This is a genomic window from Nocardiopsis suaedae, assembly GCF_027706745.1.
Classification (GTDB): Bacteria; Actinomycetota; Actinomycetes; order Streptosporangiales; family Streptosporangiaceae; genus Nocardiopsis_A; species Nocardiopsis_A suaedae.
Map to the genome: position 1 here is coordinate 1 of NZ_JAQFWP010000003.1, position 14,376 is coordinate 14,376.

The 14,376-nt window shown below is 73.4% G+C and carries 11 protein-coding genes and 1 pseudogene; 9 read left to right on the top strand and 3 right to left on the bottom strand.

Going from position 1 to position 14,376, the window contains the following annotated elements:
• The 3 genes and pseudogenes from O4U47_RS02315 to O4U47_RS02325 form a co-directional block, all read left to right on the top strand.
• Nucleotides 1–930: pseudogene (locus tag O4U47_RS02315) on the top strand (sigma-70 family RNA polymerase sigma factor); the annotation flags it as partial.
• Nucleotides 931–1,158: 228 nt separating this feature from the next.
• Complete coding sequence (locus tag O4U47_RS02320; protein ID WP_270675714.1) at nt 1,159–2,979, top strand: NYN domain-containing protein; 1,821 nt, start codon at nt 1,159–1,161, stop codon at nt 2,977–2,979.
• 41 nt (nt 2,980–3,020) lie between these two features.
• Nucleotides 3,021–3,572, top strand: a complete 552-nt coding sequence (locus O4U47_RS02325) for a tetratricopeptide repeat protein (RefSeq protein ID WP_270675716.1) — start codon at nt 3,021–3,023, stop codon at nt 3,570–3,572.
• Here O4U47_RS02325 and O4U47_RS02330 read toward each other — a convergent pair.
• Entirely contained in the window at nt 3,569–4,234 is a 666-nt protein-coding gene (locus O4U47_RS02330; RefSeq protein ID WP_270675719.1) for an HAD family hydrolase, read from the bottom strand. The two genes, O4U47_RS02325 and O4U47_RS02330, sit on opposite strands and share 4 nt — an antisense overlap.
• A 529-nt stretch (nt 4,235–4,763) precedes the next feature.
• Between O4U47_RS02330 and O4U47_RS02335 the strand changes: the two genes are divergently transcribed.
• The 6 genes from O4U47_RS02335 (at nt 4,764) to O4U47_RS02360 (ending at nt 12,186) form a co-directional block, all read left to right on the top strand.
• A complete protein-coding gene (locus tag O4U47_RS02335) occupies nt 4,764–7,262 on the top strand; it encodes a ribonucleoside-diphosphate reductase subunit alpha (protein WP_270675721.1) in 2,499 nt (832 codons plus the stop codon).
• Nucleotides 7,263–7,357: 95 nt separating this feature from the next.
• Nucleotides 7,358–8,431: a ribonucleotide-diphosphate reductase subunit beta gene (locus O4U47_RS02340; RefSeq protein WP_270675723.1), complete on the top strand. Its 1,074-nt coding sequence runs from the start codon at nt 7,358–7,360 to the stop codon at nt 8,429–8,431.
• 107 nt (nt 8,432–8,538) lie between these two features.
• The gene (locus O4U47_RS02345; RefSeq protein WP_270675725.1) at nt 8,539–9,387 is read left to right on the top strand and encodes a helix-turn-helix transcriptional regulator; all 849 of its coding nucleotides are present in this window, start codon (nt 8,539–8,541) and stop codon (nt 9,385–9,387) included.
• An 87-nt stretch (nt 9,388–9,474) separates the two neighbouring features.
• Nucleotides 9,475–10,245, top strand: a complete 771-nt coding sequence (locus O4U47_RS02350) for an SDR family NAD(P)-dependent oxidoreductase (RefSeq protein WP_270675727.1) — start codon at nt 9,475–9,477, stop codon at nt 10,243–10,245.
• A gap of 194 nt (nt 10,246–10,439) precedes the next feature.
• Nucleotides 10,440–11,273 (top strand): alpha/beta fold hydrolase, encoded by an 834-nt coding sequence (locus O4U47_RS02355; RefSeq protein WP_270675729.1) that lies wholly within the window; start codon nt 10,440–10,442, stop codon nt 11,271–11,273.
• A 157-nt stretch (nt 11,274–11,430) separates the two neighbouring features.
• On the top strand, nt 11,431–12,186 hold the full coding sequence (locus tag O4U47_RS02360) for an MHYT domain-containing protein (protein ID WP_270675731.1): 756 nt from the start codon (nt 11,431–11,433) through the stop codon (nt 12,184–12,186).
• Nucleotides 12,187–12,207: 21 nt separating this feature from the next.
• Here the strand turns inward: O4U47_RS02360 and O4U47_RS02365 are convergent, their stop codons facing one another.
• A complete protein-coding gene (locus O4U47_RS02365) occupies nt 12,208–13,275 on the bottom strand; it encodes a FecCD family ABC transporter permease (RefSeq protein WP_270675733.1) in 1,068 nt (355 codons plus the stop codon).
• Between the two features lie 4 nt (nt 13,276–13,279).
• Nucleotides 13,280–14,311, bottom strand: a complete 1,032-nt coding sequence (locus tag O4U47_RS02370; protein WP_408638914.1) for an ABC transporter substrate-binding protein — start codon at nt 14,309–14,311, stop codon at nt 13,280–13,282.
• Between the last annotated feature and the right edge of the window lie 65 nt (nt 14,312–14,376).

A 14,376-nucleotide genomic window follows, 5' to 3' on the forward strand; every position in this document is an offset into this window, starting at 1 on the left:
CGGGGAGAGCACCACCGAGTACCTCGATGTCGACGTGGACGGGGGCGCCCCGGCCCCGAGACCCCCGAACCGCCCGTATACCCCGAACACCCCGAGCCCTCCGAGGAGCCCGAACCCCCCGAGGAGCCCGGCCCCTGCTCCGAAGCCCAGCAGCGCCAGGGCGACCGGCGCGACAACGACCTGTGGGACATGGTCCCGCTCGACCTGGACTCCGATCCCGGCACCCGCACCTCCAGCTCCGCCCGCTGGACGCTGCCCTCCGGCGGCGAGGTGCGCTGGGCCGGGCTGTACTTCTCCGGCGTCGGCGACCCCGGCGCCGCGTCCGCGCGCATCATGGGCCCCGGCGCGTCCTCCTACTCCGAGGTCGCCGCGTCCGACGTCCGCACCGCCGAGCTGCCCGGCTACACCGCCTACCAGGCGTTCGCCGACGTCACCTCCCAGGTGCGGGCGGGCGGGGGCGGCGAGTGGTGGGTCGCCGACGTGCCCGGGAAGGACGGCGTGAGCACCTACGCCGGCTGGAGCCTGGTCGTCGTCCTGGAGGACCCGTCCGAACGCTTCAACCAGGCCATGGTGCTCGACGACGCCGCCGCGGTCTTCCACGACGACGGGGTGCGCTTCCCCCTCGCCGGGCTGCTGCCCGCGGCCGTGTCGGGCTCCGTGGACGTGGTCGCCTGGGAAGGCGACGCCGACCTGCCCGGCGACCGGGTCCTGCTGAACGGGTCACCGCTCACCCCGTCCGGGGGCGACCGCGACCCGGACAACGCCTTCGCGAGCCATGCGCGGGGCGGCGTCGGCCCGCCGCTGGCCTTCGGAACCGACGTGGTCCGGTTCCCGGCCCGGCTTCCCCGCGAGCCCGAGATCCGCTTGGAGACCGAAGGCGACGCGGTGCTGGCCGGGGTGGTGGCGGTGACGGCCCCGATGCGCACCTGACGGGCGTCCCCCTCCCCGGAGACCCGCCCGTGACGAGGGGCGACGCCCGCCGATCGACGCTCGGCGGGCACCTGCTGTGGCGCCCCGCACGCAAACCGACACAGACTTGGCTAGGCTGTGGGCGGCCTGTCCATCGGCCGGGAGCCGAACACAGGCCGGTACTTCGCGGAGCGGCCCGGTGCGCATGACCGCTCCGGGCGGCTGGACCTTGGGAAGGGGCGGTGTCGCGTGGATCGCTGCGCGCTGTTCGTTGACGCCGGCTACCTCCTCGCCGACGGCGCGATGGCTGTACACGGAACCCGCAACCGCGACTCCGTGTCCTGGGACTACGCGGGACTCGCCCGACTCCTGGAGGAGGTGGCGCGGGACCGTACGGGGCTGCCCCTGCTGCGGTGCTACTGGTACGAGGCGACGGCCGACGGCCGCCGCACCCAGGAGCAGGACGGCATCGCGGACATCCCCGGGATCAAGTTCCGAGCCGCGCGCATCCGTCCGGGCAGACGGGAGGGCGTCGAGAGCTATGTGCAAAGAGACCTGACCACCCTGGCCCGCACCGGCATCCTGTGCGAGGCGGTGCTGGTCAGCGGTGACGAGGACATGGCCCAGGTGGTGGCCGACGTCCAGGACATGGGCGTTCGCGTGACCGTGGTGCACGTGTCCGTCGAGGGCAACTGGACCATCTCGCGGTCGCTGCGCCGCGAGTGCGACGACCTCATCGAGATCGGCGCCGGGCACCTGCGGCCCTACGTCACCCTGCTGTCCGGGGCCGGAACGGGGGAGACCTCCGCCGCCGAGACCACCGCGCCGCTGTCCAACGGGCGCTCCCGCTCGGCCCCCGAGACCGAGCGGCACCCGGTGGAGGCCCACCCCGCCTCGTCGCGGGTGGAGCCGGCCGCCCAGCAGAGCGGCGGCATGGAGGCGGTGCTGGCGGCCACCGGCTCCCACCAGGCGATGGGCGGCAGCGCCATGGACCAGCTCCGGGCCATGCGCCAGACCCTGGACCGGCAGCGCGGCGGCGACCAGCTCGCCCCGCAGACCGGGCCGGACGCGCCCCGGCAGAACACCTCCGGCCCGATCGACGCCAACGGGTTCCCGACCGGGCCGCGCGCGTCGCACGCCGCGCCGCCGCGGCAGGAGCCCCCGGCGCCGCCCCCCGCCGCCCCGGCCACCGGGCCGCAGCCGGCCATGGGCCACCAGCACGGCACGGGGCCCCAGCCCGCCATGGGGGGCTACCAGCACGGCACCGGCCCGCAGCCCGCCATGGGGCACCAGCACGGCACCGGGCCCCAGCCGGGGATGGGCGCCCAGGGCCCGATGGGCGCGCAGCCGGGCACGGGGCCGCACCCCTCCGCCCCGGCGCACCCGGGGACCGGGCCGCAGCCGCCCGCCCACCCCGGCCCGGCGGCCGGACCCGGCCGCGCCGGGCACGGCGACCCCGCCGGGCACGCGGGGCACACCGGGCAGCAGCCCTCGTTCGCCCCGGACGGCTACGGCACCCCGCAGCAGCGGCCGGCGCCGCCCCAGCCGTCCTACGAACGGGAGGCGCCGCCCGGCGCCGCACCTCCGGATCCGCGGTACGGACCGACGACCGGGGAGAACCCCGGGTACGGAGGTAACACCGGGCCAAACCCTATTTTTGGGGCCAGTACGGAGGCTGACTCCCCGCAGGGGAGCGGCACGGGGGGACCGCACGGACCCCCGGGAGGCGGTACTGGCCCCCGGCCCCGACCCAGGGTCCAGCACGGGCCCTACACCGACCCGACCCCCAGCGCGGACTTCGCCCGCGCCGGGGCGTCGGTCGCGCGCACCATCGAGGACGCGGTGAATGTCGCGCGCCAGGAGGGGAACGACTTCGCCGAGTCCATCGCGCGCGACGCGCCCGTCCTGTGGCTGGAGGCGGTGCTCGTCCGCCGCCCCCGGATGCCCTCCGACCTGGAGGCGCGGCTGCTGCAGGGGTCGGCGCTGCCGATCGACTTCCTGCTGCGCGACGAGGTCCGCGAGGCGCTGCGGCAGGGCTTCTGGGAGGCGCTGGAGCGCCACCGGGAATGACCGGGCGCTGCGGGGGCGGCGATGAGCGAGGGAGGCCGACAGTGACCCGAGTGACCACGGCCGATCTGGACCGCCTGGAGTTCCGGGCCGTCCAGTCCGGCGACCATGCCGACGTGGCGGCCGAGCTCCTCGGGCTGGCCAACAGTGTGGACGCGGACAGCGAGGTTTCGCGCGCCGAGCTGTTCGTGCGCGCCGGCGAGCAGTGGGAGATGGCCCAGGAGTTCGACCGCGCCGCCCGCTCCTACCAGCGGGCCATCGACGACGGCGGCACCACCGTCATCGACGCCCGCGCGCTGCAGGCCGGGGCGCTCCTGGAGCTGGACGACATGGACGGCGCCGGGGCCCGCCTGGAGCAGCTCCGCGCCGAGGGGCCGCGGAACCTGCCCACCTTCATCCACATCGCCGAGACGCTGCAGGCCCACGGCGACCTGAAGGGCGCGCACACCTGGTCGACGCTGGGGGTGGAGCGCTTCCGGCACCAGGACGTCTCGCCGTACGTGCACGACCTGCTGATGGAGCTGCTGCGGGTCCGTTTCCGGATCCGCGTCGACCTGGGCCTGGACGAGGACGCCCTGGACCGGATGCTCGACTAGGCGGCGCCGTCCGGAGCGCCCCCGCCGCCCTCCAGCAGGGCGCGGCCCGTGCGGTAGGCCTCCGCCAGGCTGGTGCCCCGGTACGCGGCGGCGGCCAGGTGGGCGATGTGCGCGTCGCCGTTGACCGCGACCGTGTGGGCCAGGTGGCCGAAGAGCGGCGCGTCGGACATGGAGTCGCCGTAGGCGACGCAGTCCTCGGGGCGCACGCCCAGCGCCGTGCGCACCTCCTCGGTGATGCGCACCTTGTCCTCGGGTGTGAGGATGCGCTCCGCGTCGGGCGGGGCGGCGAAGGGCGGTGCGGGGAACGGCGAGGCGGAGATCCGGTCGAAGCCGAACCCGGCCAGCCGCTCGGCGAAGAACGACGGCGACATGGTGATCACCAGGGAGTGCTCGCCGCGGGTGCGGATGTCGGCGCAGACCTCGGCGATGCCCTCCAGGAACGGGCCCGACGCGAAGGCGGTGTCGACGTGCGCCGGGGTCAGGTCCGCCCACACCCCGTACAGGGCGGTGGAGAAGCCGCGGGTGTCCAGCTCGCCCGTGGCGAAGCGGCGTTCCAGGTCGGCGATGGCCTCCTCGGTGCCGCTGGCGCGGGCGATCTCCAGGCTCGCGGTGCTCCCGGCGAGGAGCGTGCCGTCCATGTCGAAGATGTGCAGCCTCGTCATCGGGGGGAAGCCTAACCCGCCGCACCGGCGCGCGCTCCACCCCCCACCCCCCGTGTGAGACACGGCTATCTTGAGGTGGTCGCGCCGGGGTGCCACTAGATGTAGAGTCGCTCCCGCCGACGGTTCGCCCCGGTCGCGCAGACCCGGGCGAGGCAAGAGGGAACCCGGTGCGAATCCGGGACTGCCCCGCAGCGGTGAGTGGGAGACGGCGCGGCCTGACGGCCCGAGAGACCGGGGGACCGGGGCGATCCGGTACCGGGGTCCGCGCCGACCGGACGTCCGCGGGAACGCACTGGGCGCGTGAGCGCCCGGGAAGCGGTGGACGCCGGGCCGACCGGCCATGGGCCGGGTCGGCGCCCGCGAGTCCGAAGACCTGCCGCCGGTGTGCGCCCGCGCGCGCACGTTCGACGGGGCCTCGAGGGCGGGCCGCCGCGAGCCGGGTCCGCCGTGTCCGAGGCAGGGCCCCGCCTCGTGCTTCCCGGCCTCGACTTCCCGACCGGTTGATCGACTACCTGGTGGGAGCGAGCGAATGACCCTCGACACGGAGCCGGAGGCACGGATCGCGCGAGCGGTGCGGGAGGCGGCGTCCGGCCTGGCCGGAGTGCGGCCGGACGCGGTGGAGGCCGAGGCCCGCCGCGGCCTCTACCCCGGCATCCGCGCCGACGAGGTGGACCTGGCGCTGGTCATGGCGGCGCGCAGCCTCGTCGAGGAGGACCCCGACTACTCGCCGCTGGCCGCCCGGCTGCTGCTGGGCTCGCTCCGCCGCGAGGCGCTGACCTTCCTGGCCTCCGCCGACGACGCGGCGGGGCAGGCGGACATGGCCGGGCGCTACCCGGCCTACTTCGCCGACTACGTGGCCCGCGGGGTGGAGCTGGGCCGGCTCGACCCGGAGCTGGAGAAGTTCGACCTGGAGCGCCTGGGGGCGGCGCTGCGCCCGGAGCGGGACCTGGAGTTCACCTTCCTGGGCCTGCAGACCCTGTACGACCGCTACTTCCTGCACAGCGACGGGGTGCGCTACGAGCTGCCGCAGGCGTTCTTCATGCGCGTGGCCATGGGGCTGGCCCTGGAGGAGGACGACCGCGACGCGCGGGCCGTGGAGTTCTACGACCTGCTGTCCTCGTTCGACTTCATGTGCTCCACCCCCACCCTGTTCAACGCGGGCACCCGCCACGCCCAGCTCTCGTCGTGCTTCCTGACCACGGTCGGCGACGACCTGGAGGGGATCTTCAAGGGGATCTCGGACAACGCCCTGCTGTCGAAGTACTCCGGTGGCCTGGGCAACGACTGGACCCCGGTCCGCGGCATCGGCGCCCACATCCGCGGCACCAACGGCAAGAGCCAGGGCATCGTCCCCTTCCTCAAGATCGCCAACGACACGGCGGTAGCGGTCAATCAGGGAGGAAAACGCAAGGGCGCCGTGTGCGCCTATCTGGAGACGTGGCACATCGACGTCGAGGAGTTCCTCGACCTGCGCAAGAACACCGGGGACGAGCGGCGGCGCACGCATGACATGAACACCGCCAACTGGGTGCCCGACCTGTTCATGCGCCGGGTCGAGCAGGACGCCGAGTGGACCCTGTTCTCCCCCGATGAGACGCCCGACCTGCACGACCTCTACGGGCGGGAGTTCACCGAGCGGTACGAGGCCTACGAGCGCGCCGCCGACGAGGGGCGGATCCGGGTGTGGCGCCGTGTCCGCGCCGTCGACCTGTGGCGGCGGATGCTCACCATGCTGTTCGAGACCGGGCACCCCTGGATCACCTTCAAGGACCCGTGCAACCTGCGCTCGCCGCAGCGGCACGCCGGGGTGGTGCACTCCTCGAACCTGTGCACCGAGATCACCCTCAACACCGAGGCCGGCGAGGAGGTCGCGGTCTGCAACCTCGGGTCGGTCAACCTGGCCCGGCACGTGCGCGGCGGTGAGCTGGACTCCGGGAAATTGGAGCGCACCGTGCGCACGGCCGTGCGGATGCTCGACAACGTCATCGACGTGAACTTCTACACGATCCCTGAGGCCAAGACGGCGAACATGCGGCACCGGCCGGTGGGCCTGGGGCTGATGGGCCACCAGGACGCGCTGTTCCAGCTGCGCATCCCGATGGGCTCCCAGGAGGCGGTGGAGTTCGCGGACACCAGCATGGAGCTGATCTCCTACCACGCCATCTCCGCCTCCAGCGATCTGGCGGCCGAGCGCGGCGCCTACGCCTCCTTCGACGGGTCGCTGTGGAGCCAGGGCGTTTTGCCCATCGACTCCCTGGAGTACCTGGCGGCCGAGCGCGGCGGCGACCTGGACGCCGACCGCACCGCCCGCCTGGACTGGGACGGGATGCGCGAACGGGTGCGCGCGCAGGGGATGCGCAACTCCAACGTCATGGCGATCGCGCCGACCGCCACCATCGCCAACATCACCGGCGTCGGCCAGTCGATCGAGCCGATCTACCGGAACCTGTTCGTGAAGTCGAACATGTCCGGCGACTTCACCGTGGTCAACCCCTACCTGGTGCGCGACCTCAAGGAGCGCGGCCTGTGGGACGACGACATGGTGGCGCGGCTGAAGCTGCACGACGGCAGCCTCGGGCCCATCGACCGCGTGCCCGAGGACCTCAAGGAGCTGTACGCCACCGCCTTCGAAGTCGACCCCGAGTGGCTGGTGGACGCCGCCTCCCGGCGCCAGAAGTGGATCGACCAGGCGCAGTCGCTCAACCTCTACATGGCGGCCCCCAGCGGCCGGAAGCTGGACGCGCTGTACCGGCGCGCGTGGAAGACGGGCCTGAAGACCACGTACTACCTGCGCTCGCAGAGCGCCACGCACGTGGAGAAGTCGACGCTCAAGGGCACCGACGGGCGCCTCAACGCCGTGGCGGCGACCCCGGGGGCCGCCCCGGCGGCGGCTCCGGCCGCCACACCGGCCGCCACACCGGCCGCGACTCCGGCGGCGGGGTCCGCCGCCGGGAGCGCGCCGGAGATCGACCCCGACGCGGGCGCGGTGTGCTCCGTCGACGACCCCGAGTGCGAGGCCTGCCAGTAGCCGCCCCCCTGGCCGGGCGGGCGGCCCGTGACCCCGGCCGCCCGCCCCACTCCGCACCGCCACAGCCACCGATGAAGAAGGACGACGGAACACCCATGACGACGGCCCCGGAGACCCACGGCACCGGACTCGGCGCGATCGACCGCGGCGGCGCCCGCGTGAGCGTCGGCGACAAGGCGATGATCAACGCGCGCGCCGACGTGAACCAGCTGCTGCCGCTGAAGTACCGGTGGGCCTGGGACAAGTACCTGGCCGGGTGCAACAACCACTGGATGCCCACCGAGGTGTCCATGCAGGCCGACATCGCCCTGTGGAAGTCGGCCGACGGGCTCACCGACGACGAGCGGCTCATGGTCAAGCGCAACCTGGGCTTCTTCGCCACCGCGGAGTCGCTGGTGGCCAACAACATCGTGCTGGCGGTCTACCGGCAGCTCACCAACCCCGAGTGCCGCCAGTACCTGCTGCGCCAGGCCTTCGAGGAGGCGGTGCACACGCACACCTTCCAGTACATCTGCGAGAGCCTGGGCCTGGACGAGGGCGAGCTGTTCAACATGTACCGGGAGGTCCCCTCCATCACGGAGAAGGACGCCTGGGCGCTGAAGTACACGCAGAACCTGGAGGACCCGGACTTCCGCACCGGCACCCCCGAGGCGGACCAGGCGTTCCTGCGCGACCTGGTGGCCTTCTACGTGATCTTCGAGGGGATGTGGTTCTACACGGGCTTCGCCCAGATCCTCTCCCTGGGGCGCCGCAACAAGATGGTCGGCGTCGCCGAGCAGTACCAGTACATCCTGCGCGACGAGTCGATCCACCTGAACTTCGGCATCGACGTGATCAACCAGATCAAGCTGGAGAACCCGCACCTGTGGAGCGAGGGGTTCCAGCGCGAGGTGCGCACGATGCTCGCCGAGGCCTGCGAGCTGGAGGTGGCCTACGGCAGGGAGACCATGCCGCGCGGCGTCCTGGGCCTCAACGCCGACCTGTGCGAGCGGTACATGCACTTCATCACCGACCGCCGGGCCGAGCAGATCGGCCTGGAGCCGGTCTTCGGCGGCACGGAGAACCCGTTCCCGTGGATGTCGGAGATGATGGACCTCAACAAGGAGAAGAACTTCTTCGAGACCCGGGTCATCGAGTACCAGTCGGGCGGCGGCCTGAGCTGGGACTGACCCGCGGGGACGCGACCCTCCTCCCCGTCGGCGGGGGCGGAGGGTCGTTTCGCGAGGGGGCCGGACGCGCCCGGAAGGGGGCGGGAGGGCAGGGATTACCATGTCCCATGCCCAGCACGACCCCTGTAGCGGCGGGCGACCGCCGACACCAGCTTCGCGATTACCTCCGGACCCGCAGAGCCAGACTCACCCCCGAGGACGTCGGCATGGCCCCCGGAGGGCGGCGCCGCACCCCCGGGCTGCGACGCGAAGAGGTCGCCGTCCTCGCCGGGGTCGGGGTGTCCTGGTACACCTGGCTCGAACAGGGACGCGACATCAACGTCTCGGCGGAGGTGCTCGACTCCATCAGCCGGGCGCTGCGCCTCAACGGCCCTGAGCGGTCCCACCTCTACATCCTCTCCGGGCTCAATCCGCCGCGCGGCCACGAACCCGGGACGGCCACGGTCACCCCGGAACTGCGCAACCTGATCGACGGGTGGATGCCGCGGCCCGCGATGCTGCGCGACCGGTACTGGAACCTGCTCGCCGTCAACGATGCGGCACGGACCGTCTTCGGTTACGGCGACACCGACCACAACTGCCTCATCAGCTTCTTCACCAACGCGATGTACCGGGCCATGTACGTCCACTGGGCCGCGGTCGCCCCTGAGGTCGTCGCGGCCTTCCGGGCCGACGCCGCCGAGTACCTCGGCGACCCCGGTTTCGACCGGGTGGTAGAGGACCTCGGCGCCGTCAGCCCCGAATTCACCGAACTGTGGGCGCGCCACGACGTCGGTGAGCACGTCCGGGTCCTCAAGGCGATCCGGCACCCCGAGGCCGGCGGCATGGTCTTCGACAAGAGCACGGTCACGGTGGCCGACCATCCCGACTGGAGGCTCGACCTGTACAGCCCGAAGCCGGGCACCGGCACCGAGGAGCGGATGGCGTGGCTCATGGGGGCCTCGGCCCGTCCCTGAGGAGGGCCGCTCTTCCAGCCTGGTGGTGTCGGACCCAGGATGAACGAGCCCTGTAGGCCTTCGGCGCGCGCTGCGATTCTCAACGGCATGGCGAACAGCAACGCGCGATTCAACGGCAAGACGGTCCTCATCACCGGCGGCACGAGCGGGATGGGCTTCTCCGCGGCCCGCAGGCTCCTGGACGAGGGCGCCCAGGTGGTCATCACCGGACGGAGCCAGGAGCGGCTCGACGAGGCGGTCAAGGACCTCGACGGCGGCGGGCGCGTCCTCGCGGTGCGCGGCGACATCGCCGACCTGGACGGTCTCGACGCCCTGACGGCCCGGATCGAGGAGGCCTACGGACGGCTGGACGTCGTCTTCGCCAACGCGGGGGTCGCCTCCTTCACGCCGATCGGCGAGGTCACCGGGGCCGAGTTCGACCGTGTCACCGGGATCAACTTCAGGGGCGTCTACTTCACCGTGCAGAAGGCGCTCCCCCTCCTGGCCGACGGCGGGACGATCATCATCAACTCCTCGTGGACCCTGCACAGGGGCATGGCCGGGGCCAGTCTCTATGCGGCCACCAAGGCGGCGGTGCACAACCTCACCCGCACTCTCGCCGCCGAGCTGGGCCCGAGGAGGATCCGGGTCAACTCGGTGAGCCCCGGCTACATCGCGACCGCGATGTTCCACGAGGCCGTCTCCGTCGAGGACCACGACGACATCGTCGCGGACGTGTCCGCGGGGCGCTTCGGGACGGCCGACGACGTCGCGGGGGCGGTCGCCTTCCTCGCCTCCGACGAGGCCTCCTACGTCAACGGCCAGGACCTGGTCATCGACGGCGGCCTGGTCTCGTCCATCGCCGGCCGGGCAGCCTAGTGTGCGGCGGGTTCCGGGTGGGGATCCGCCGCGCTCTTCACCCGCCCCGCCCGCAGTGAATGTGACCGACGCCACCCTGAGGGGGTGGTCCTCCTGTACGGCGGGGGTTCACGGGAGCGGGGCCGGCCGCACGGCGACGCGCCGGGCCCGCTTCCACTGGCGCCGTTTCGTTACCTCGGGTAGACCGTTCGTTTATGGACCACCGAGGAATCGTTTACGAGCGGCACGGCCGGGGCGAGCCGCTCGTGCTCCTGCACGGGCTGGGGCACCGGCGCCAGGCCTGGGAGCCGGTCGTGGACGAGCTGGCCCGGCGGCACGAGGTGTTCGCCCTGGACCTGCCCGGGTTCGGCGAGTCGCCCGGCCCCGGCCCCGAGGGCCCATACGGCATCCCCGCCCTGGTCGACACGGTCGCCGCCTGGTGCGCCGCGGCCGGCCTGCCCCGGCCGCACCTGGCGGGGAACTCCCTCGGCGGCGCCGTCGCCCTGGAACTCGGCGCGCGCGGGGTGGCCGCGTCGGTGACCGCCCTGTCGCCGATCGGGTTCAGCCGCGGCACGGAGCTGCTGGGCAGCCGCCTGATGGTCGGCGGCATGCACGTCGCGACCCGGGTGCCCGCCAAGGCGTGGCGCCGGGTGATCGACAGCCGGCCGGTGCGCACCCTCACCACGCTCGCGGTGCACGGCGGCACGCGCGACCCGTACGGGGAGCTGGCCCGCCTGGACCCGTCGGTGGTGACGCGCGGGTCGCCCTACACCCGTCTGGCGCCCGAGGTGGTGCGCTACAACTTCACCGGGGGGCCGGTCGTGACCTGCCCGACCACGGTGGCCTGGGGCGAGAACGACCGCGTTCTCCCGGTCCGCGCGGTGCGGCGGGTCCTGCGGGCGATCCCGCACGCGCGCGAGGTGCGGCTCCTGGGGTGCGGCCATGTGCCGATGGACAACGACCCCCGGACGGTGGCCCACACCATCCTGAGCACCTGCACGCGGCACCTTCCGCGCACCGCCGCCCCGGCCGCCGCCTCCGCCGCTTGAGGAGGGGCGACCGGCCCCGGACGCGACCCGGCGTACTGTCCGGGTACGGCCGGTTCGCAGGGATTGCGGGGGAGCATCGGCGATTGCGATGATCTGCGGCGTTGTGCGATAGGGGGAACCGGTCCGCCGCCGCGGGCCCTGAGGAGAAAAATCGAACATGGTCGAGCATTTCGCTCAAGGGGCGTGGACCCCGCTAGTGGCGTGCGCGGTATCGGTGCTGGGGTCGTTCCTCGGCCTGAGATACGCATCGCGGGCATTGTCCTCCTCGGGGCGCACCCGGGCGGCCTGGACCGTGCTGGGCGGGGTCTCCCTCGGCGGCGCCGCGGTGTGGTCCATGCACTTCATCGCCATGCTGGGGTTCCGCGTGCCCGGCACTCCGATCCGGTACGACCCGCTGATGACCGCGGCCAGCGCCGCCGTCCCGGTGATCGTCATGACCGGGGCGCTGGCGGTGGTGATCGCCCGCCTCTGGCGCCGCCTGGTGCTGCTTCCCTCCGCCGGGGCACTGGTGGCCCTGGCCATGCTCACCATGCACTACATGGGCATGGGGTCGATGCGCATGGACGCCGAGATGGTGCACCACCCGCTGTTCGTGGCCGCCGCGGCGCTGGTGGCGCTGGCCGCCTCGGTCGGCGCGCTCTGGTTCGTCGGCAAGCGGTGGACGCTGTCGGCGACGCTGGTGGGGGCCGCGCTGCTCGGCGCGGCCGTGACGGCGATGCACTACATCGCGATGGCCGGGGTCGGCGTCGAGTCAGTGGGTGAAGGGGGCGGGGTGCCCGGCGGCGTTCCCGCACTCGGCTTCCTCACCCCCATGGTCATCGGCCCGGGCGCCTTCCTCGTGCTCGGCACCCTGGTCCTGCTGGCCTTGCCCGACGAGCGGCCGGTCACCGGCGGGGCGGCCGCCGCCCGCTAGCCCGGCCGCCCCGCCCCGTGCTCACCCCATCGTCCTGCCCGCGCGCGCGTCGCGGCGCATCAGCCAGAGGAAGAACGGCGCGCCGCACAGGGCGGTGAGGATGCCGATGGGGATCTCCTCCGGGGCGGCGAGCGTCCGCGCGGCCAGGTCGGCGAGGACCATGAACGGCGCGCCGAGGAGGACCGCGACCGGGAGCATCCGCCGGTGGTCGGTGCCCACCAGGAGCCGGGCGATGTGCGGCATCATCAGGCCGACGAAGCCGATCGGCCCGGAGAGGGCGACGAGCACCCCGGTGCCCAGGGACACGGCCACGAACATGGCCGCGCGGAAGCGGTGGACCCGCAGGCCCATCCCGACCGCCGTCTCCTCGCCGAGCTGGATCACGTTGAGCGCGGGCGTCGCCACCGCCGTCACCGCGAGGACGGTGGCCACCGCGGTGGCGGCCAGCGGGACGTCCTCCCATGTGGTCCCGCCGAGCCCGCCCAGGGTCCAGCGCTGCACGGCGCGCGCTGCGTGCGGGTCGCCCGACATGGTGATCATCAGGCTGGCGGCCGCCGAGCACACCTGGCCCACGACCACGCCCGCCAAGATGAGCCTGGTGACGGTCATCCGCCCGCCCGTGCGGGAGAGCAGGTACACGGCGACGAGCGTCCCCAGGGCGCCGAGGAACGCCGCCGCAGGGGTGGAGTAGGCGCCGAACGCGGTCACGCCCCCGACGACGACGGTCACCGCGCCCAACGTCGCCCCTGAGGACACGCCCAGTAGCAGCGGGTCCGCCAGCGGGTTGCGCACGAGCGTCTGCAGCACCGCCCCCACCGCGGCCAGGCCCGCGCCGTTCAGCACCGCCAGCAGCACGCGCGGGGCGCGGGCGGACACGACGATCGCCTCGTGCGCGCGCGGCCAGTCCGGCTCGACCAGCCCGGGGAAGAGGCGGTGCGCGGCGATCCGCCAGGTGTCGGCGGCCGACACGTCCACCGACCCGGCGACCACGCCGAGGGTCGCGGCTGCCGGGAGGGCGGCCGCGAGCGCGCACAGCACCGCGGGCAGGGGCAGCAGGCCGGCGCGGCGGGAAGTGGGCCGGGCGCGCACCGCCTCAGCCGTCCGTGCCGGGGTGGAGCTGGTCGGCGACGTCGGCCACCGCGTCCCCGACGCGCACCCCGGCCACCGCCGACGACAGGGGCAGGACGGCGTACCGCTCCTCTTCCACGGCCGGGGTCCCGGACAGCAGCGGGTCGTCCTCGACCGCCGCGATCTTCTCCTCGACCGGGATCGCCCCGTAGTCGTAGAAGACGATCGCCTCGGGCGACCGGTCGGCGGCGTCCTCGATGGACACGTCGGCGAAGACGTCGTCCAGGTCGGTGAAGACGTTCCGGCCGCCCGCGCGCTCGATGATCGCGTCGCCGATCCCGGAGCCGCCGGAGGTGAAGACGGTGTCGCCGAGGCTGTCCACCACCAGCACGTCCACCGGTTCGGTCCCGTCGAGGCGGCCCTCCACCCCGGCCAGGCGGTCCTCGATCCCGGCGACCAGCTCCTCGGCCCGGTCCTCGGCGCCGAACAGCGTGCCGATATTGCGGATCTCCTGGTAGGCGGTCTCGACGGTGACCTCGTCGGCGCACTGTTCCAGGCTGCCGTAGGTGGCCATCCCGGCGCCCTCCAGCGCGTCCCGCCCCCGCCCCTCGGCCTCGTCGAAGGCGCTGCCGGGGTAGCCGGCGTAGACGAAGTCGGGCTCGGCGGCCAAGAGGTCCTCGAAGGAGGGGTACTCGTCGGCGAGCACGGGGACGCCCTCGTACGCGTCCTCGTACTCGGGCAGGACCGCGTCGTCCAGGTAGGCGGTGCCCGCCATGCGCTCCTCAAGGCCCAGCGCCAGCATCACCTCGGTCGCGTGCTGGTTGAGGGTGACCGCGCGCTCGGGCGGAGCGTCGACCCTCACCTCGCGGCCGCACTCGTCGACGGTGACGGGGTACCCCTCGGGGGAGTCGGCGGAGCCTCCGGAGCCGCCGGGTCCGGCCGCCTGGCATCCGGCCAGCGCGGCGGTGCCGGCCGCGGCCAAAGCGATCAGGCGGGTGCGTGCCGGGCGGGTGCGGGCACGGGGCGTACGTCGGTCGCTGCGGTCGTGGAGCTGCACGTCCGGTCCTCTCGCGGGATCCGGGCGCGTCCGGGGGAGGGCAGGGCAGAGCCGTGCACGTCAGG